The organism is Streptomyces sp. AV19 (assembly GCF_015999245.1).
Lineage (GTDB): Bacteria > Actinomycetota > Actinomycetes > Streptomycetales > Streptomycetaceae > Streptomyces.
The window spans coordinates 641,605-658,623 of the sequence record NZ_JAEAMR010000007.1 but is presented as its reverse complement, the minus strand read 5'-3'; the positions used below and the strand labels follow the sequence as shown (position 1 = coordinate 658,623).

Sequence of the window (17,019 nt, the reverse complement as noted above, 5' to 3'; positions counted from 1 at the left end):
AACTAACCTGCGCAAGGGCCTGTCGCGGCGCCTACGCCAGCCGCACCACGGCCCGCGACATGCCGAGCACGCGCTGACCGTCGCTGGTCGCCACCAGGTCCACCCGCACGGTCCGCGCCTCGTCGTCCAGCTTGGCCGCGACCTTGCCGCTGACCTCGATGACCGCGCCCTTCTCGTCGTTGGGCACGACGACCGGCTTGGTGAAGCGCACCCCGTACTCGGCGACGGCGCCCGGGTCGCCGGTCCAGTCGGTGACCACGCGGATCGCCTCGGCCATGGTGAACATGCCGTGCGCGATCACGTCCGGCAGCCCGACCTCCTTGGCGAACTTCTCGTTCCAGTGGATCGGGTTGAAGTCGCCCGAGGCACCGGCGTAGCGCACCAGGGTGTCGCGCGTCACAGGGAAGGTCCCGGCCGGCAGCTCCGTGCCGACCTCGACGTCGTCGTAGGAGATCCGGGCGGTCATCACGCCTCCTCGGCGGCGCGCGCCACCAGCATCGTGTGGGCGGTCACGACGTGCTCACCGTGCTCGTCGTGCACCTCGCCGCGAATGGTCAGAAGATCGTTGCCGGCCATCGACTTGATCGTCTCGATGGTGGAGGTGACCGTCAGCCGGTCCCCCGCGCGCACCGGGCGGGTGTAGGCGAAGCGCTGGTCGCCGTGGACGACCCGGCTGTAGTCCAGGCCCAGCTGCGGGTCCTGGATCACCTCGCCGGCGGCCTTGAAGGTGACGGCGAACACAAAGGTCGGCGGGGCGATCACGTCCGGATACCCGAGCGCCCGGGCGGCGGCGGGATCGGTGTACACCGCGCTGTCGTCGCCGACGGCCTCGGCGAACTCACGGATCTTCTCCCGGCCGACCTCGTACGGGGCGGTGGCCGGATAGGTCCGTCCGACGAAGGACTGATCGAGCGCCATCGGCTCGGCACCTCCTGGGTGGGGATACGCCGTGGGATATGCCATGAGGCCGCCCCCAGTGATCGGGGACGGCCTCATGAACGAGGGTGCTGCGTTTTTATCGCGTTTCGCGGTGCGCGGTGTGCGCGTTGCAACGCGGGCAGTGCTTCTTCATCTCCAGACGGTCCGGGTCGTTGCGCCGGTTCTTCTTGGTGATGTAGTTCCGCTCCTTGCACTCCACGCAGGCCAGCGTGATCTTCGGGCGGACGTCGGTGGCAGCCACGTGAAGTGCTCCTTGACGGATGGACGGATTAACGCAGACAAGAGTAGCCGATCGGAGGACCGACCCCGCAATCGGCTACTATGTGTAGCGGTGACCGGACTTGAACCGGTGACACAGCGATTATGAGCCGCTTGCTCTACCGACTGAGCTACACCGCTGTGATGCGGGAGAACTTCCCCGCCCGAAGGCGGGGAGACCTCTCACACCAGAGCCCCAAAACGGAATCGAACCGTTGACCTTCTCCTTACCATGGAGACGCTCTGCCGACTGAGCTATTGGGGCGAGCGAGGAAGACATTACACGGTCTGCGGCCGAAGGTGAAATCCGTATCCGGAGGCCCCCGGCCCGGCGGCCCGCAGGCCCCCGCGCACCGCGGTCCCGCCCGCCCCGCGAGCCGCTCCGGTACGACTATTGCCCGCCGGTCGCCGCCCTCCCCGAACCCGCTCCGTACGCGTCCTAGGCTCGGACCACGCTGCGTGAACGCCTGCCCCGGCCCGTAGGGAGCGCAATGCCCGACAACCAGCCGCAGCCCGCACGCAACCCCGACGGCGACGCCACGTCCCCGCCCGGCGGCGGCCCCGGCGAGAACCCCCTGGTGCTCTGTGACGCGCACCTCGCCGACGGCCGCGTGGTCGACGTCCGCCTCAGCGGCGGCCGCATCGAGGCCGTCGGCACGGCCGGCAGCCTCGCCCCGGGCGTGCGCTGCGACCTCTCCGGCTACCTGCTCCTGCCCGCCCCCGCCGACCCGCACGCGCACTGCGACACCGCGCTCACCGCCGATCTCGACGGTCCCGTCCCCGACGGCGTCGAGGACGTCCAGCGGCGCGTCACCGAGGCCGCCCTGCTCCAGCTCGGACACGGCGCCACCGCGCTGCGCTCCCACGTCCGCGTCGGCGACGTCCAGGGCCTGCGCTCGCTCGAAGGCTTCCTGGCCGCCCGCCGGGCCCTGCGCGAACTCACCGACCTGACCGCCGTCGCCGTCCCCCGGCTGCTCACCGGCGTCGCCGGGGCCGACGGCCTGGCCATGCTGCGGGACGCGGTCAAGATGGGCGCCACCGCGGTCGGCGGCTGCCCCGACCTCGACCCGGACCCCACCGGCTACGCCGAGACCGTCCTGCGGGTCGCCGCCGAGCACGGCTGCGCCGTGGACCTGCACACCGACGCCGACGACCCGCCCCGGCTGGCCCGGCTGGCCGCGATGGCCGGCGGGCTGCGCCCGGCCGTCACCCTCGGCCCCTGCGGCGGTCTCGCCCGGCTGCCGCGCGAGACCGCCGTGCGCGCCGCCGAACAACTCGCCGCCGCCGGGGTGACCGTGGCCTGCCTGCCGCAGGGCGACTGCGGGGTGGCCGCCCGGACCCGCTACCGCGTCTCCCACTCCGCGCCCGTCCGGCTGCTGCGCGCCGCGGGCGTCCGCGTCACCGCGGGCAGCGGGGCCGTCCGCGACGCGGCCAACCCCGTCGGCCGCGGCGATCCGCTGGAGGCCGCCTTCCTGCTCGCCTCGCGCGGCGAGCTGGACCCCGAGGAGGCGTACGAGGCCGTCAGCGGGCAGGCGCGGGCGGCGATGGGCCTGGCCGAGGTGCGGGTGGAGGCCGGCTTCCCGGCCGAGCTGCTGGCCGTCCGCGGCGGCGGGATCGCCGGGGTGCTCTCGCTCGGCTACAGCCGACTGGTGGTGCACCGCGGCCGGGTGGTCGCCCGCACCAGCGCGATCCGCGAGTTCCGGCACTGCGCGGGGACGACGGCGCTGGAGCTGCCCCGGCAGTCGCCGCGCGGCGGGGAGCCCTCCTGACCCCGTGCGGCGCCCCGGCGTACGGTCGGATCATGCGCATTGTGATCGCTGGTGGACATGGACAGATCGCGCTGCGGCTGGAGCGGTTGCTCGCCGCGCGCGGTGACGAGGTTTCCGGCGTCATCCGCCGGACCGAACAGGCGGGCGACCTGCTCGCCGCCGGGGCCGAACCCGTCGTCTGCGACCTGGAGTCGGCCTCCGTCGAGGACATCGCCCGGCACCTGGAGGGCGCCGACGCGGCCGTCTTCGCGGCCGGCGCGGGCCCCGGCAGCGGGACCGCCCGCAAGGACACCGTGGACCGCGCCGCCGCCGTGCTCTTCGCCGACGCGGCGGAGGCCGCCGGGGTGCGGCGCTTCGTCGTCGTCTCCGCGATGGGCGCCGACCGCGAGCCGCCCGCGGGCACCGACCCCGTCTTCGCCACCTACCTGCGCGCCAAGGGCGCGGCCGACGCGGACGTGCGCTCCCGGGCGGGCCTGGACTGGACGGTCCTGCGCCCCGGCCGGCTGACCGACGAGCCGGGCACCGGCCTGGTCGCCCTGGGCGAGACCGGGTACGGCGAGGTGACCCGGGACGACGTGGCGGCCGTCCTGGCCGCGCTGCTGGAGGAGCCGGGCACGGTCGGCCGCACGCTGGAACTGATCGGCGGCACGACGCCGGTGGGCGAGGCGGTACGGGCCGCCGCGGAAGGCTAGAACCGCATACGGCTGGAATCGCATACGGCTGAACCGCATACGGAAAGGCCCCCGTCCTCGAAAGGACGGGGGCCTCAACCGGTGGCGGCGCCAGGATTCGAACCTGGGTAGGCTAAGCCGACGGATTTACAGTCCGCTCCCATTGGCCACTCGGGCACACCGCCATGGGTTCGTCGCCTCGGATTCCCTTTCGAGTCCCCTGCGGCAACGACGTAAACCATACCCGATGACCAGGGGTGCTCCGCCACTCGGTTCGCAGCCGCCCGATCCGCCCCCGGGTGACTAGGCTTGCGGGGCGGCCGTCCCCGGCCCGGTCCGGCGGTACCGCCGGGCGGCGCTCCGCGGGACGCCCCACGCCGCGTCCCTGACGGAATCTACGCACGAGGAGCCAACTCAATATGGCCGACTCCAGTTTCGACATCGTCTCGAAGGTCGAGCGGCAGGAGGTCGACAACGCCCTCAACCAGGCCGCCAAGGAGATCTCGCAGCGCTACGACTTCAAGGGCGTCGGAGCGTCCATCGCCTGGTCCGGCGACAAGATCGAGATGCGTGCCAACGGCGAGGACCGCGTCAAGGCGGTCCTCGACATCTTCCAGACCAAGCTCGTCAAGCGGGGCATCTCGCTGAAGGCGCTGGAGGCGGGCGAGCCGCAGCTCTCCGGCAAGGAGTACAAGATCTTCGCCTCGCTCCAGGACGGCATCACCCAGGAGAACGCGAAGAAGGTCGCCAAGATCATCCGCGATGAGGGCCCCAAGGGCGTCAAGGCCCAGGTCCAGGGCGACGAGCTGCGCGTCTCCTCCAAGAGCCGCGACGACCTCCAGGCCGTCATCGCCCTGCTGAAGGGCAAGGACCTGGACTTCGCCCTCCAGTTCGTCAACTACCGCTAGTTGCCGCCGACTCGAGGCGACGGTACGAGGGCGCGCCGGGGAAGGTTCCCGACCTTCCGCGGCGCGCCCTCGTCCGCTTCAGGCCGTTCCGTGCCGCTTCAGGCCGTGCGCCCTTCGAGCTCGGCCCGCCAGGCCGGGCTGTCCACGTAGTGGTTGTCGAAGCGCTCGGAGGACTCCCGGATCTCGCGGGGGTCCGCCTCGCCGCGCATGACCCGGCCCAGGAGCCGCAGGTAGTCGAAGCGCGGCAGGCCGGGCGTGAAGACGAACAGCACGTCCGCCTCGTGCCCGGAGGCGGCGGCGAAGGCGTGCGGGGTGTGCGGCGGTACGACGAGGAAGTCGCCGGCGTTGAGCACGGTGACCTCCTCGCCCACCAGCACCCGCAGCGCGCCGTCGAGGACGTAGAAGAGCTCGGAGGCGCGGGTGTGGAAGTGCGCCGGGGCGCCGACGGCCCCCTCGGTGAACCGCGAGCGGTAGCTGGTCAGTTGCCCGCCGGTGGCGTCGGCGTCGGCCAGGAGGGTCATGACGCTGCTGGGGTCGCTCGCGGTCTCCGCCTCGGCGGCGCGGGTCAGTACGGCGTGGTTCGTGCCGGTCATGTCCGGGTCTCCCGTTGTCGTTCGGTCGTTTCGACCGTTCCGTCGTTCCTCGTTGCAAGAACAACTCTATGGAGCCCAAAGACCTTGACCGTGGTGCAATTCCACCCGGGAATCCGAGGTCAATCCGGGACCGGTCGGCGGTCCGGCCGGCCGGTCAGAAGTCGACGTTCGCCGGCTCGTCGGCCCGCATCACCGACTCCTGGCGGAACTCCTTCTTGTAGGCGGAGCGGATGGCCTCTATGCCCGTGTCCTTCGTCCGGGCCTGGGACTTCGGGTAGAGCAGCGTCAGTTCGTAGGAGCGCTCGCGGATGACCACGCCCTTCGCGTCGCGCCACTGGCCGCGGGCGTTCTCGATGGTCAGTCCGTCCGGGAATCTCGGCGTGACGACCTTGGTGACGAACGCCAGGAACTGCTTCTCCGTCACGTCCGGCCTGCCGTCGTTGCGCCCGGTGCCGAAGTAGAGGTGGGTGCCGACGTAGGGCTTGCCGCGCACGACCGCGGACCGGGTGGTGGTGGACGTGTCGCCGCCCGGATCGAGGGCCGCGTACGCCGTGGGCGCCCCCACGGCGAGGACGGCGGCGGTGGTCACGGCGGCTGCGCGCAGCCGCGGCTTGCTGATCGGCACTGAACGGTTCCCTTCCGTCGGGCCGCGCGGACGGTGCGCGGCTCCCCAACTCTGATGCGAGCCGGGGAGTTCGACAGGAAAAGGCGTGACGTTGGCCGAAAACGGACTGCTTACAGGGGCAGGTGGTACTCCACGGCCCGCTGCCGCGTCGGGGCGAAACCGGCGGCGGACAGCGCCGAGTTGAGGTGGTCGTCGTCCGGGGCGGCGTAGGCGAGGACCTCGCGCGTCCCGGGGTGCTCGGCGCGCAGCTTCTCCAGCGCGGCGGCGGTGAGCTCCGCGAGGGCGGCGGCGGTGCCCTCGTCCTCGCGGTCGTGCGCCAGGATCGCCGCGTCGCCGTCGAACTCGACGTCGAAGACGGCGTCTTCGCGCGTCACGCTGAAGGCGGCGGCGCCGTCGGGCGCGGGGCCGGAGGGCGTCAGTTCCAGCCGCCACCAGCGGTGGACCTCGTCGCCCTCGACGGCGCCGAGCTCCTCCAGGGCCGGCCGGTCCGCCTCCTCCGACTCCGTGACCCACCGCAGGACCGTTCCGCCGGCCTCGCGGGCGACCGCCGCCGCTTCCCGCATCAGCGGCACCAGGGCGTCGCCGGACGCCTCCGGCAGCGCGACGATCCTGAGGGCGGGGTCGTCGGCGCCCAGGTCGAGCAACGTCACCGATCCGGTGAGCGCGTTGGTCTCGTCGTCGTGCCCCAGGACGACCGCGAGGGTTCGTTCGTCGCCCGCGTCACGGACGATCTCGGTGGAAACAGCCATGAATCGATCCTCTCATCACGGCCGATGCCCTCCGGTCGTCAGCGCGTCGCGAAGGGCTGGTCCGTCGGCACGATCTCACGGCCGAGCGGCATCAGCGAGATCGGGATCAGCTTGAAGTTCGCGATGCCCAGCGGGATGCCGATGATCGAGACGCAGAGGGCGATGCCGGTGACGATGTGGCCGAGCGCCAGCCACCAGCCCGCGAAGACGATCCAGATGACGTTGCCGATCAACGACCCGGCACCGGCGTCCCGCCGCTCGACCGTCGTCCGGCCGAAGGGCCACAGCGCGTAGGAGGCGATGCGGAAGGAGGCGATGCCGAAGGGGATGGTGATGATGAGGAGGCAGCAGATCAGACCTGCGACGACGTAGCCGATCGCCATCCAGAAGCCACAGAGGACCAGCCAGATGACATTCAGGATGAGCCTCATGAATACAGCCTTCCACGCGAATGATTCATCGGCCACTGAGACGCCGGAGCGGTGGCGCATGGTTGCGTCTTTCCGCAGGTGGGGCGGTGGTCGGCGGACGCGTCACGGGTTGCTTACGGGTCGGTGCGCGACGGTCGGTGCCCGGTGTCGTGGTGCCCGGTGTCGTGGGTGCCCGATGCCGTGCGTGCCTCGCGAAACGGTGCCGGAAGACGCCGGGACATGTTTCCGGGACGGAAGGCCATTCGGACGCTCGCCCCGGCTCCCTGCGGTGCTCGCATCAAGCCGGCCGACCGGTTCGGAGTTCAGGGAGTGTCCCCATGCGTGCTGTGATCCAGAAGTCCTTCGGCGGTCCCGGGGTGCTCGAGGTCGTGGAGGCCGGGCGGCCCGTGCCGGGCGCCGGTGAGGTGCTCGTCAGGGTGCACGCGAGTGCCGTGAACCCGGTGGACGTGGCCGTGCGGTCGGGGGCGTTCCCGCTGCTGGGCGAGCCGCCGTTCGGGGTCGGGTGGGATGTGTCGGACGTGAGGGGTGGGCGGCGGCCCTCGGCGACCCCGTAGTCGTCCCGGCGCCGACGGCCGTCCACGAGGCGCCCGGGGCGGCGTGGACGGCGGAGTCGCCGGCCGAGCGGTCGGGGCTGTCCCGCGCGGCCTTCGCCGGCGGTTCACGACGCTGGTCGGGGAGCCGCCGGTGGCGTATCCGACGCGCTGGCGGATGACGGTGGCGGCGCAGTTGCCGCGCGAGTCCGACGCGCCGCTGGCGACGGTGGCGGAGCGGACGGCTTATGGATCCGAGTTCGCGTTCGCGAAAGCTTTCAAGAGGGCGTACGGGCAGGCGCCGGGCGGGTACCGGAGGGCGGCCCGGGAGCGGGCGGCGGCCTGACGCGGGTCGCCCGTTCGGCGTAGCGCAGCGCGCCGCGGGGCGGTGGGACGGCGATGGTGGGCGTGCCGCCGTTCGGCGGATGTCGTCACCCCCGTCAGCCGGGAGGAATCATGCGCAGAGCGATCGTTGCGGTGGCGCTGGCCGCTGTGAGTGTGCTCGGGACCATCACTGTCGCGCAGGCACAGCCGACCGATGTCGACTGGGACAAGTGCGTGGCCGGGGGTGGCACGCCCACCCCGGTCGACATCACGGACGACTGGGAGCTCAAGTTCATCTGCGACGGAGGCGATTACAACGGCCAGCCGGTCTCCGGCTAGCGGCCCCGGCCGCCGCCGGCCATCCGCTCCAGGCGGCTGATCCGCTCGGTCATCGGCGGGTGGGTGGAGAAGAGCTTGGACATGCCCTCGCCCGGGCGGAACGGGTTCGCGATCATCATGTGGCTCGCGGTTTCGAGGCGGGGCTCGGGCGGGAGTGGGAGCTGCCGGGTGCCGGCCTCCAGCTTGCGCAGGGCCGAGGCGAGGGCGAGCGGGTCGCCGGTGAGGCGGGCGCCGGACGCGTCGGCCTCGTACTCGCGGGAGCGGCTGACGGCGAGCTGGATGAGGGAGGCCGCGATGGGGCCCAGCAGCATGATCATGATCATGCCGATGATGCCCGGGCCCTCGTCGTCGTCCGACCGCCCGAAGGGGATCAGCCAGGCGAAGTTCACCAGGAACATCACCACCGAGGCGAGGGCGCCCGCGACGGAGGAGATGAGGATGTCCCGGTTGTAGACGTGGCTCAGCTCGTGGCCGATGACGCCGCGCAGCTCGCGCTCGTCGAGGAGGCGCAGGATGCCGTCGGTGCAGCAGACGGCGGCGTTGCGCGGGTTGCGGCCGGTCGCGAAGGCGTTGGGGGCCTCGGTCGGCGAGATGTAGAGGCGGGGCATGGGCTGGCGGGCGGCGGTGGAGAGCTCGCGGACCATGCGGTAGAGCTGCGGCGCCTCGAACTCGCTGACGGGGCGGGCGCGCATGGCGCGGAGGGCGAGCTTGTCGCTGTTCCAGTACGCGTAGGCGTTGGTGCCGAGGGCGAGGAGGACGGCGACGACCAGGCCGGTGCGGCCGAAGGCGCTGCCGATGACGATGATGAGCGCGGACAGCCCCCCGAGGAGCACGGCAGTCCTGAGCCCGTTGTGCCGGCGGTGCACGGTACGCCCTCCAAGTGGTGCGGCAGGGGAACCCTTGAACCAGTGGAACCTTTCGCTTTGGTCAACGCGAGGCGGGGGATGCTAGTTCCCTTGTGCACGGGGGTGGGCGTCGGCGTTCAGGTGAACGCCGGAGGGTTTTGCCCCGGCCCCGCCCTTTCACCGTTTCTCGTCGCGCTCCGCGCGGGGCAACGCGGCTTCGCGCTTGAGGACAGCGTCCGAAGGGCGCTTGGGGTCCGAGGTCTCCCCGGGAAACGGTGAAAGGGCGGGAGCGGGGCACAACCCCTACAGCAGCGTCCCCGACGCGAAGCGCAGGACCAGCTGCGGGGCGCCCGAGAGGACCACACCCGCCACGGCCGCCAGGCCGATCGCCGCGCCCAGCGGGGCGGGCACCCGCACCGCCTCCGGCGAGCCCTCCGGCGCGCGGAACAGCACCGCCGTCCACTGCAGGTAGTAGTACAGCGCGATCACGACGTTCACCGCCATGACCACCGCCAGCCACCCCAGCCCCGCGTCCACCGCCACCGAGAAGACCGTCACCTTCGCGAACAGGCCGATGACGCCCGGCGGCAGGCCCGCCAGGCAGAGCAGGAAGAAGGCCAGGCACAGGGCCGCGAGCGGGCGGCGGGCGTAGAGGCCGCGGTAGTCGGCGAGGCGCTGCGCCGGGTTCGTCCGGGCCACGAGGGCGGCGACCGCGAACGCGCCGAGGTTCACGGCCGCGTACATCAGCGCGTACGCGACGGTGGAGCCGATCGCCCGGCCGGGCTCCCGCGCGTACCCGGCCGCGGCCAGCGGGACGAGCAGGTATCCCGCCTGGCCGACGGAGGACCAGGCGAGCAGCCGGACCGCGCCGTGCCGCCGGTCGGGCCGCTGGCGCAGCGCCGCGACGTTGCCGGCGGTCATCGTGACGGCGGCGAGGACGGCCAGGGCCGGGCCCCACACGTTCGCGTACGACGGGAACGCGACGACCGTCACGAGGGCGATGCCGGTGAAGCCGACGGCCTTGCCGACCACCGAGAGGTACCCGGCGACGGGCAGCGGTGCCCCGACGTACGCCTCCGGGACCCAGAAGTGGAAGGGCACGGCGGCCGTCTTGAAGGCGAAGCCGACGAGGGTCAGCACGACGCCGGTGCGGGCGAGGACGGCCAGCCGCGGGTCGATGTCGCCGAGGCTGTGGGCGATGTCCGTCAGGTGGAGCGTGCCGGTGGCCGCGTAGACGAAGCTGACGCCGAGCAGCGTGACGGCGGTGGCGGTGACCGAGGAGAGGAAGAACTTCAGCGCCGCCTCGGAGGAGCGCCGGTCGCCGCGGCGCAGGCCGACGAGGGCGAAGGCGGGCAGCGAGGCGACCTCCAGGGCAACGACGAGGGTGGCGAGGTCGCGGGAGGCGGGCAGCAGGACGGCGCCGGCGGCGGAGGAGAGGAGCAGGAACCAGTACTCGCCGGCGGGCATCCGGTCGTCGCGGACGGCGTCGTGGGAGAGCAGCGCGGTCAGCAACGCGCCGGCGATGACCAGCAGTTGGATGACGAGGGTGAAGCGGTCGGCCTCGTAACTGCACGTGTGGCTGCCGGTGGTGAGGCAGAAGGTGCTGCGGGTGCCGCCGTGCAGCGGGAGCAGGGAGAGGCCGGCGAGGACGATGCCGCCGACGGTGACCGCGCCGAGGACGGGCTTGCGCGCGGCCGGCAGGAAGAGGTCGGCGACGAGCACCGCGAGCGCCGCGAGGGCGAGCAGCGTCGGCGGGGCGACGGCGAGCCAGTCGACGGACTGGACGACGCGCGAGGTCAGCGCGGCCACCGAGACGGGCGCTCCGGCGGATTCGGCGAGGAGAACCATCAGTTGCCCCCTCCGAGGAGCTGCTGCACGGCCGGGTCGGTGAGGCCCAGGAGGGCCGCGGGCCAGAGGCCGGCGAGGACGGTGAGGACGACGAGCGGCGTCCAGGCGGCGAACTCGTACGGGCGGACGTCGGGGAGCGCCGGGCCGACGGCCCCGGCCGGGTGCTGCTCGCCGTTGCCGCCCATGCAGACGCGGCGCACGACGACGAGCAGGTAGGCGGCGGTGAGCAGGGTGCCGAGGCCGGCGAGGACCAGGAAGACCAGGTACGCGGGGCGGCTCAGCCCGTCGGCGGGGCGGAAGGAGGCGAACATGGCGAGCATCTCGCCCCAGAATCCGGCGAGTCCGGGCAGGCCGAGCGAGGCGACGGCGCCGAAGGCCAGGAGGCCGCCGAGGCGGGGCGCCCGGCCGTAGAGGGCGGCGCCGGTGGGGCCGGAGAGGTGGTCGAGGTCCGTGGTGCCGCAGCGGTCCTTGATGCCGCCGACGAGGAAGAACAGCAGGCCGGTGACCAGGCCGTGGGCGACGTTGGCGAACAGCGCGCCGTTGACCCCGGTGGGGGTGAGCGTGGCGATGCCGAGCAGGACGAAGCCCATGTGGCCGACGGAGGAGTAGGCGATGAGGCGTTTCAGGTCGCCGTTCGCCCCGCGGCGGGCCAGTGCCAGGCAGACCAGCGAGCCGTAGACGATGCCGACGGCGGCGAGGGCGGCCAGGTACGGCGCCAGCGTGTGGGCGCCGTCCGGGGTGATGGGGAGCATGATGCGGACGAGGCCGTAGGTGCCCATCTTCAGCAGGACGCCGGCGAGCAGCACGGAGCCGGTGGTCGGCGCTGAGGTGTGCGCGTCGGGCAGCCAGCTGTGCAGGGGCCACACCGGGGCCTTGACGGCGAGTCCGGCGCCGATCGCCAAAGCGGCGATGACCTGCGTGGAGTGGCTCAGACCGGACCCGTTGTCAGTGGCGAGTGCCACCATGTCGAACGTGCCGCCCTTGATGCCGACGAGGAGGAGGCCCAGCAGCATCACGACGGACCCGAGCAGGGTGTAGAGGATGAAGCGCCAGGCGCCGCGCTCCCTTCCCTCGCCGCCCCAGCGGGAGATCAGGAAGTACATCGGGACGAGCACCGTCTCGAACGCCAGGAAGAACAGCACGAGGTCGAGGACGGCGAAGCTCGCGAGGGAGCCGCCTTCGAGCAGGAGCAGCAGCGCTACGTACGCCTTGGGTGACGGGCCCTCAGGCCGGCGGAAGTAGCTGTGGAGCGCGCAGAGGAAGGTGAGGAGCGAGGTCAGGACGAGGAGGGGGAGCGAGACCCCGTCGACGCCGAGGTGGATCCGGATACCGAGGGCAGGGATCCAGCCGATGTCGGTGGTGGCCTGCATCCTGGCCGGGTGGTCGTGGTCGAAGCCCGCGGCCAGGGCGACGGACAGGGCGAGCACGGCGCCTGTGACGGTGACGCCGTGCCGCAGGACGGCCTGTTCGGGGCTCCTGCCCTTGAGGCCGGGAGGGGCCGGGAGCAGGGCGGCGACGGATCCGAGGAGGGGGACGACGACGATCGCGGCGAGGAGGATCTGCAGGACGGTAGTGCTCACGGTCGGGCTCCGGAGGCTACGAGGACGGTAGTGCTCACGGTCAGGCTCCGGAGGCTACGAGGACGGCGGCGACGGCCAGGACGACGGAGCCCGCGAACAGGACGCCCAGGTAGGTCTGGGTGTTGCCGGTCTGGGCCCGGCGGACGGCCGCGCCCAGCAGCCCGGGCGCGGTGCCCGCGGCGCGCACGTAGCCCTCGACGACCTCGCGGTCGAGGAACCGGGCGAGCCGGGCGGCGCCGAGCACGGGCCGGACGGCGACGGCGCGGACGACGGCGTCGAGGTGGAAGCCGGCGGCGGCGTGCCGGTGGAGGGGGCCGAGCAGGAGCCGGCCGGGGTCGGCCGGGTCCTGGGCGCCGAAGACGCTGCCGTACGCCGCCTCGTGGGTGGCGATCGCCTCCTCCTCGGAGACGGCGGGGGCCGCCTCCGGGTCGGCGGCGACGGCGCCCATGGGGGTGCGGGCGGCGAGCGCGTGCGTGCGCCGCCAGGCGGCGAGGACGACGAGTACGCCCACGAGGGCGCAGCCGGTGCCGAGGAGGGAGGTGGTGAGGGTCGGGGTGAGGGAGTGCCCGTCGAACCAGTCGGGGAGCTTCCAGGCGGCGAGGCCCAGCCCGAGGGTGGGGACGAGGAGGACCCACAGGACGGCGGTCATGGCGCGGGGCTCCCGGCCGTGGTCGGCGGCCTCGGGGCCCCTGCCGTGGAAGCCCATGAGCCACAGGCGCGTGGCGTAGCCGGCGGTGAGGACGGCGGTGGCCAGCCCGGCGGCGAGGACGGTCCAGCCGACCGCGCCGGGGATGCCGTCGGCCTGTCCGCGGGCGGCGTGCTCGGCGGCGCCCAGGACGGCCTCCTTGGAGAAGAAGCCGCTGAAGGGCGGGACGGCGGCGAGCGCGAGAAGGGCGACGGTCATCGTCCAGTACGCGTCGGGGACGCGCCGTGCGAGCCCGCCGGTGCGGGATGTCGCGGCCAGCGAGTTGGTGCCGGCGGCGTGGATGACCACGCCCGCCGCGAGGAAGAGGAGGGCCTTGAACGCGCCGTGCGAGATGAGGTGGAAGACGGCCGCGCCGCGGTCGCCGACGGCCAGGGCGCCGGTCATGTAGCCGAGCTGGCCGACCGTCGAATAGGCCAGGACGCGCTTGATGTCGTCCTGGGCGAGCGCGGCCAGCGCCGAGCCGACCATGGTGACCGCGGCCATGACCGCGAGCACCGCCAGGGCCGCCGTGGAGGCGGCGAAGACGGGGAGGAGCCGGGCCACGAGGTAGACGCCGGCCGCGACCATCGTCGCGGCGTGGATCAGCGCCGAGACGGGCGTGGGACCGGCCATCGCGTCGGGCAGCCAGGTGTGCAGCGGGAACTGGGCGGACTTGCCCGCCACTCCGGCGAGCAGCAGCAGCGCGACGAGCGTGGGGTGGGCCAGGCCGCCGGACGCGGCGGTGGTCACGATCCCGTCGATCCGGAAGGTCCCGGCGTCGGCGGCGAGCGCGAAGACGCCGATCAGGAACGGGACGTCGCCGAGCTTGGTGACCAGGAACGCCTTGAGGGAGGCGGCCCGCGCGGCCTCGGTCTCCCAGTAGTGGCCGACGAGGAAGTACGAGCAGATGCCCATGACCTCCCAGCCGACCAGCAGCACCATCAGGTCGCCGGAGTAGACGACGAGCAGCATCGCGGAGGTGAACAGGGACACCAGCGCGGCGTAGGAGGGGTAGCGCGGGTCGTCGCGCAGGTACGCCGTCGAGTAGACCTGCACGCAGGTGGCGACGGCGCCGACGAGCACGGCGACGAGGACGGCGAAGCCGTCCAGGTGCAGGGCGAGGTCGATGGGGACGGAGCCGGTCGGGGTGAGCCGCGTCGCCGCGTCCAGCGGCCTGCCGCCGCCCTGCTGCCAGGCCACCACCACGGCCAGCACGGCGGCGACGGCGGTCGGCAGGACGGCGAGCGGGCGGACGAACCCGGGGGCGCGGCGGCCGGCCAGGATGCCGCCGACGGCGCCGAGGAACGGCAGCAGCGGGACGAGCGCGGCGGTGGTCGTGGTCGTCACGCGGCGGCCTCGGCCTTCTCCCCGCGCGCGGCGTCCTCGCCGGCCGACCGGGGTTCGTCTGGGGCGTCCGCGTCCTCGCGCAGGTCGCGGAGCCGGTCGATGTCGGCGGTGCCGCGGTTGCGGTGGACGAGCAGGACGATCGCCAGGCCGATGCCGATCTCGGCGGCGGCGATGGCGATGGTGAAGAGGGTGAGCGCCTGTCCGGCGTGGAGCTCGTCCTTCAGCCACACGTCGAAGGCGACGAGGTTGAGGTTGACGGCGTTGAGCATCAGCTCGACCGACAGCAGGACGAGGACCGCGTTGCGCCGGGCGAGGACGCCGTACAGACCGGTGCAGAAGAGGAGCGCGGCCAGGACCGCGGGGTAGACGAGGTGCATCGGCGTCAGTCCTTTTCCTTGCCCTTGCGGGACAGCACGATCGCCCCGACGAGCGCGGCGAGCAGCAGGACGGACAGCGCCTCGAAGGGCAGCACCCAGTACCGGAAGAGCATCTCGCCGGTGACCTTCGTCGAGCCCTGGACCTGCCCGCGGACCCCGATCCAGGTGGACCGGAAGGCGTCCGCGACCACCCACACCAGGGCGACCGCGGCGGCCCCGGCCACCGCGAGCGCCACCGGGCGGTTGCCCGAGTCGGCGTCCGGGGAACGGCCGATGGGTGCCTTGGTGAGCATCAGTCCGAACAGCAGGAGGACGACCACGGAGCCGACGTAGATCAGCACCTGCACCCAGGCGATGAACTCGGCCGTCAGCAGCAGGTACTCCACCGCCAGTCCGCCCAGCGCCACGACCAGCCACAGGGCGGCGTGCACCAGCTGCCTGGTGGTCACGGTCAGGACGGCGGCGCCGAGGGTGACGACGCCGACCAGGAGGAAGGCGATCTCGATGCCGCTCGGGGAGAGGAAGCCGCTCGCGGCGAGCGCCGCGGTACCGGTGTCCGTACTCATGCTTCCTTCTCCTTGGCCAGCTTCTCGGCCGCCTTGCGGGCCGCCGCGACCTCCTTCGGCTCCTCGGCCGCCGCGTCGAGCGCGGGCGGCTCGGGCACCGTCCACATCCACTCGCGGAGCCGGTCCCGTTCGTGGGTGAGGTCGCGGATGTCCGTCTCCGCGTACTCGAACTCCGGCGACCAGAAGAGGGCGTCGAACGGACACACCTCGACGCAGATGCCGCAGTACATGCACAGCGCGAAGTCGATCGCGAACCGGTCCAGCACGTTGCGGCTGCGCTCGCGGCCGCCGGGCGCGGCCGGCGGGACGGTCTCCTTGTGGGAGTCGATGTAGATGCACCAGTCCGGGCACTCGCGGGCGCACAGCATGCAGACCGTGCAGTTCTCCTCGAACAGGCCGATCACGCCGCGGGTGCGGGGGGCCAGCTCGGGCTGCGCGTCCGGGTACGGGACGGTCTCCGCGCGGCGGGTGAGTGTGCGGAGGGTGACGGCCAGCCCCTTGGCGAGGCCGCTGCCGGGGATGTTCATGAGATCGCCACCTTGACGACGCCGGTCAGCGCGATCTGCGCGAGGGCGAGCGGGATGAGCACGGTCCAGGCGAGCTTCTGCAGCTGGTCCTCGCGCAGCCGCGGATAGGTGACCCGCAGCCAGATCACGACGAACGCCAGCGCCGCCGACTTCAGCAGCATCCACACCCAGCCGAGCCCGTCGGCCCCGAACGGGCCGTGCCAGCCGCCGAGGAACAGCGCCGACGTCAGGGCGGACAGCACGACGATGCCCGCGTACTCGGACAGCAGGAACATCGCGAACCGCAGGCCGGTGTACTCGGTGTACGCGCCGAAGATGATCTCCGAGTCGGCCACCGGCATGTCGAACGGCGGCCGTTGCAGCTCCGCGAGGCCCGCGGTGAAGAACACCAGGCCGCCGACGATCTGCCAGGGCACCCACCACCAGTGGAACGCGTCCAGGATCCCCGGCAGCGAGACCGTGCCCGCGGCCATCGCCACGGACGCGGCGGCGAGCAGCATCGGCAGCTCGTACGCCATCAGCTGCGCGGCCGTCCGCAGGCCGCCCAGCAGCGAGAACTTGTTGGCCGACGCCCAGCCGCCCATGAGCGAGCCGAGCACGCCGACGCCCATCACCGCGAGCACGAAGAAGACGCCCGCGTCGATGTACCAGCCCACGGCCCGGCCCGGACCTATGGGGATCGCGACCAGGACGAGGAGGTACGGCAGCAGCGCGACGGCCGGCGCGAGCTGGAAGATCCGCCGGTCGGCGTCGGCCGGGACGATGTCCTCCTTCTGCGCGAACTTCACGCCGTCCGCGACGAGCTGCGCCCACCCGTGGAACCCGCCCGCGTACATCGGCCCGAGCCGCCCCTGCATATGGGCCATCACCTTGTGCTCCGCCTGCCCGACGAGCAGCGGGAACACCAGGAAGACGGCGAACAGGGCCAGGAGGCGCAGCACCACGTCGAGGGTGTCGCTGCTGCTCATGCGGGGTCGCCTCCGGCGGGGTCGTTGTCGTTCGGCGCGCGTTGCGCGCCGTCGGCGCGGGGTTCCGGTTAGCCGCCGGGGGCGGAGCCGCCCGGCCCGGCCCCCCGCCCCCAAAAAAAAAAAAAACACCACTGAACACC

The 17,019-nt window shown here is 72.6% G+C and carries 21 protein-coding genes and 3 tRNA genes; 6 read left to right on the top strand and 18 right to left on the bottom strand.

Going from position 1 to position 17,019, the window contains the following annotated elements; all coding sequences use genetic code 11:
• Positions 1-31 precede the first annotated feature (31 nt).
• The 5 genes from I5Q34_RS12635 to I5Q34_RS12615 all read right to left on the bottom strand — a co-directional run bounded on the left by I5Q34_RS12635 (position 32) and on the right by I5Q34_RS12615 (position 1,462).
• On the bottom strand, positions 32-466 hold the full coding sequence (locus I5Q34_RS12635) for a MaoC family dehydratase (RefSeq protein ID WP_199892281.1): 435 nt from the start codon (positions 464-466) through the stop codon (positions 32-34).
• Positions 466-918: a MaoC family dehydratase N-terminal domain-containing protein gene (locus tag I5Q34_RS12630; RefSeq protein ID WP_199892280.1), complete on the bottom strand. Its 453-nt coding sequence runs from the start codon at positions 916-918 to the stop codon at positions 466-468. The genes I5Q34_RS12635 and I5Q34_RS12630 overlap by 1 nt, the downstream gene beginning before the upstream one ends.
• A gap of 97 nt (positions 919-1,015) precedes the next feature.
• Positions 1,016-1,180, bottom strand: a complete 165-nt coding sequence (gene rpmG / locus I5Q34_RS12625; protein WP_004571794.1) for a 50S ribosomal protein L33 — start codon at positions 1,178-1,180, stop codon at positions 1,016-1,018.
• An 85-nt stretch (positions 1,181-1,265) separates the two neighbouring features.
• Positions 1,266-1,338 (bottom strand) — tRNA-Met (locus tag I5Q34_RS12620).
• Between the two features lie 51 nt (positions 1,339-1,389).
• Positions 1,390-1,462, bottom strand: a tRNA-Thr gene (locus I5Q34_RS12615).
• 226 nt (positions 1,463-1,688) lie between these two features.
• On the opposite strand from I5Q34_RS12615, the gene I5Q34_RS12610 reads away from it, so the two are divergent.
• A complete protein-coding gene (locus I5Q34_RS12610; protein ID WP_199892279.1) occupies positions 1,689-2,966 on the top strand; it encodes an amidohydrolase family protein in 1,278 nt (425 codons plus the stop codon).
• Positions 2,967-2,998: 32 nt separating this feature from the next.
• Complete coding sequence (locus I5Q34_RS12605) at positions 2,999-3,658, top strand: NAD(P)H-binding protein (RefSeq protein ID WP_199892278.1); 660 nt, start codon at positions 2,999-3,001, stop codon at positions 3,656-3,658.
• 82 nt (positions 3,659-3,740) lie between these two features.
• Here I5Q34_RS12605 and I5Q34_RS12600 read toward each other — a convergent pair.
• Positions 3,741-3,822 (bottom strand) — tRNA-Tyr (locus tag I5Q34_RS12600).
• Positions 3,823-4,056: 234 nt separating this feature from the next.
• On the opposite strand from I5Q34_RS12600, the gene I5Q34_RS12595 reads away from it, so the two are divergent.
• Positions 4,057-4,545 (top strand): YajQ family cyclic di-GMP-binding protein, encoded by a 489-nt coding sequence (locus I5Q34_RS12595; RefSeq protein WP_199892277.1) that lies wholly within the window; start codon positions 4,057-4,059, stop codon positions 4,543-4,545.
• A 98-nt stretch (positions 4,546-4,643) separates the two neighbouring features.
• On the opposite strand, the gene I5Q34_RS12590 is transcribed toward I5Q34_RS12595, so the two are convergent.
• The 4 genes from I5Q34_RS12590 to I5Q34_RS12575 form a co-directional block, all read right to left on the bottom strand.
• Positions 4,644-5,138: a cupin domain-containing protein gene (locus tag I5Q34_RS12590; RefSeq protein WP_199892276.1), complete on the bottom strand. Its 495-nt coding sequence runs from the start codon at positions 5,136-5,138 to the stop codon at positions 4,644-4,646.
• A 154-nt stretch (positions 5,139-5,292) separates the two neighbouring features.
• Positions 5,293-5,763 carry a DUF3574 domain-containing protein gene (locus I5Q34_RS12585; protein WP_374193006.1) on the bottom strand — a complete coding sequence of 157 codons (471 nt, stop codon included), beginning with the start codon at positions 5,761-5,763 and terminating at the stop codon, positions 5,293-5,295.
• A gap of 110 nt (positions 5,764-5,873) precedes the next feature.
• Positions 5,874-6,512 (bottom strand): hypothetical protein, encoded by a 639-nt coding sequence (locus I5Q34_RS12580; RefSeq protein ID WP_199892275.1) that lies wholly within the window; start codon positions 6,510-6,512, stop codon positions 5,874-5,876.
• A 38-nt stretch (positions 6,513-6,550) separates the two neighbouring features.
• Positions 6,551-6,943 carry a YccF domain-containing protein gene (locus tag I5Q34_RS12575; protein ID WP_199892274.1) on the bottom strand — a complete coding sequence of 131 codons (393 nt, stop codon included), beginning with the start codon at positions 6,941-6,943 and terminating at the stop codon, positions 6,551-6,553.
• Positions 6,944-7,260: 317 nt separating this feature from the next.
• Between I5Q34_RS12575 and I5Q34_RS12570 the strand changes: the two genes are divergently transcribed.
• From I5Q34_RS12570 to I5Q34_RS12560, 3 genes are all read left to right on the top strand, one after another.
• On the top strand, positions 7,261-7,497 hold the full coding sequence (locus I5Q34_RS12570; RefSeq protein ID WP_307811669.1) for an alcohol dehydrogenase catalytic domain-containing protein: 237 nt from the start codon (positions 7,261-7,263) through the stop codon (positions 7,495-7,497).
• Entirely contained in the window at positions 7,469-7,819 is a 351-nt protein-coding gene (locus I5Q34_RS12565) for a helix-turn-helix transcriptional regulator (RefSeq protein ID WP_374193005.1), read from the top strand. Before I5Q34_RS12570 ends, I5Q34_RS12565 begins: the two co-directional genes overlap by 29 nt.
• A 110-nt stretch (positions 7,820-7,929) precedes the next feature.
• Positions 7,930-8,136, top strand: coding sequence for a hypothetical protein (locus tag I5Q34_RS12560; protein WP_199892273.1), 207 nt, complete (start codon positions 7,930-7,932; stop codon positions 8,134-8,136).
• Here I5Q34_RS12560 and htpX read toward each other — a convergent pair.
• From htpX to I5Q34_RS12520, 8 genes are all read right to left on the bottom strand, one after another.
• Positions 8,133-9,002 carry a zinc metalloprotease HtpX gene (htpX, locus tag I5Q34_RS12555; protein WP_199892272.1) on the bottom strand — a complete coding sequence of 290 codons (870 nt, stop codon included), beginning with the start codon at positions 9,000-9,002 and terminating at the stop codon, positions 8,133-8,135. The two genes, I5Q34_RS12560 and htpX, sit on opposite strands and share 4 nt — an antisense overlap.
• Positions 9,003-9,284: 282 nt before the next feature.
• Entirely contained in the window at positions 9,285-10,829 is a 1,545-nt protein-coding gene (locus I5Q34_RS12550) for an NADH-quinone oxidoreductase subunit N (protein WP_199892271.1), read from the bottom strand.
• Positions 10,829-12,409 carry a NuoM family protein gene (locus I5Q34_RS12545; protein WP_199892270.1) on the bottom strand — a complete coding sequence of 527 codons (1,581 nt, stop codon included), beginning with the start codon at positions 12,407-12,409 and terminating at the stop codon, positions 10,829-10,831. Before I5Q34_RS12545 ends, I5Q34_RS12550 begins: the two co-directional genes overlap by 1 nt.
• Before the next feature lie 40 nt (positions 12,410-12,449).
• On the bottom strand, positions 12,450-14,441 hold the full coding sequence (locus I5Q34_RS12540; RefSeq protein ID WP_199892269.1) for an NADH-quinone oxidoreductase subunit L: 1,992 nt from the start codon (positions 14,439-14,441) through the stop codon (positions 12,450-12,452).
• Positions 14,438-14,818: an NADH-quinone oxidoreductase subunit NuoK gene (gene nuoK, locus I5Q34_RS12535; RefSeq protein WP_199892268.1), complete on the bottom strand. Its 381-nt coding sequence runs from the start codon at positions 14,816-14,818 to the stop codon at positions 14,438-14,440. Before nuoK ends, I5Q34_RS12540 begins: the two co-directional genes overlap by 4 nt.
• 5 nt (positions 14,819-14,823) lie before the next feature.
• Positions 14,824-15,384 (bottom strand): NADH-quinone oxidoreductase subunit J, encoded by a 561-nt coding sequence (locus tag I5Q34_RS12530; protein WP_199892267.1) that lies wholly within the window; start codon positions 15,382-15,384, stop codon positions 14,824-14,826.
• A complete protein-coding gene (locus I5Q34_RS12525) occupies positions 15,381-15,911 on the bottom strand; it encodes an NADH-quinone oxidoreductase subunit I (RefSeq protein WP_199892266.1) in 531 nt (176 codons plus the stop codon). Before I5Q34_RS12525 ends, I5Q34_RS12530 begins: the two co-directional genes overlap by 4 nt.
• Positions 15,908-16,879, bottom strand: a complete 972-nt coding sequence (locus tag I5Q34_RS12520) for a complex I subunit 1 family protein (protein ID WP_199892265.1) — start codon at positions 16,877-16,879, stop codon at positions 15,908-15,910. The genes I5Q34_RS12525 and I5Q34_RS12520 overlap by 4 nt, the downstream gene beginning before the upstream one ends.
• Positions 16,880-17,019 lie beyond the last annotated feature (140 nt).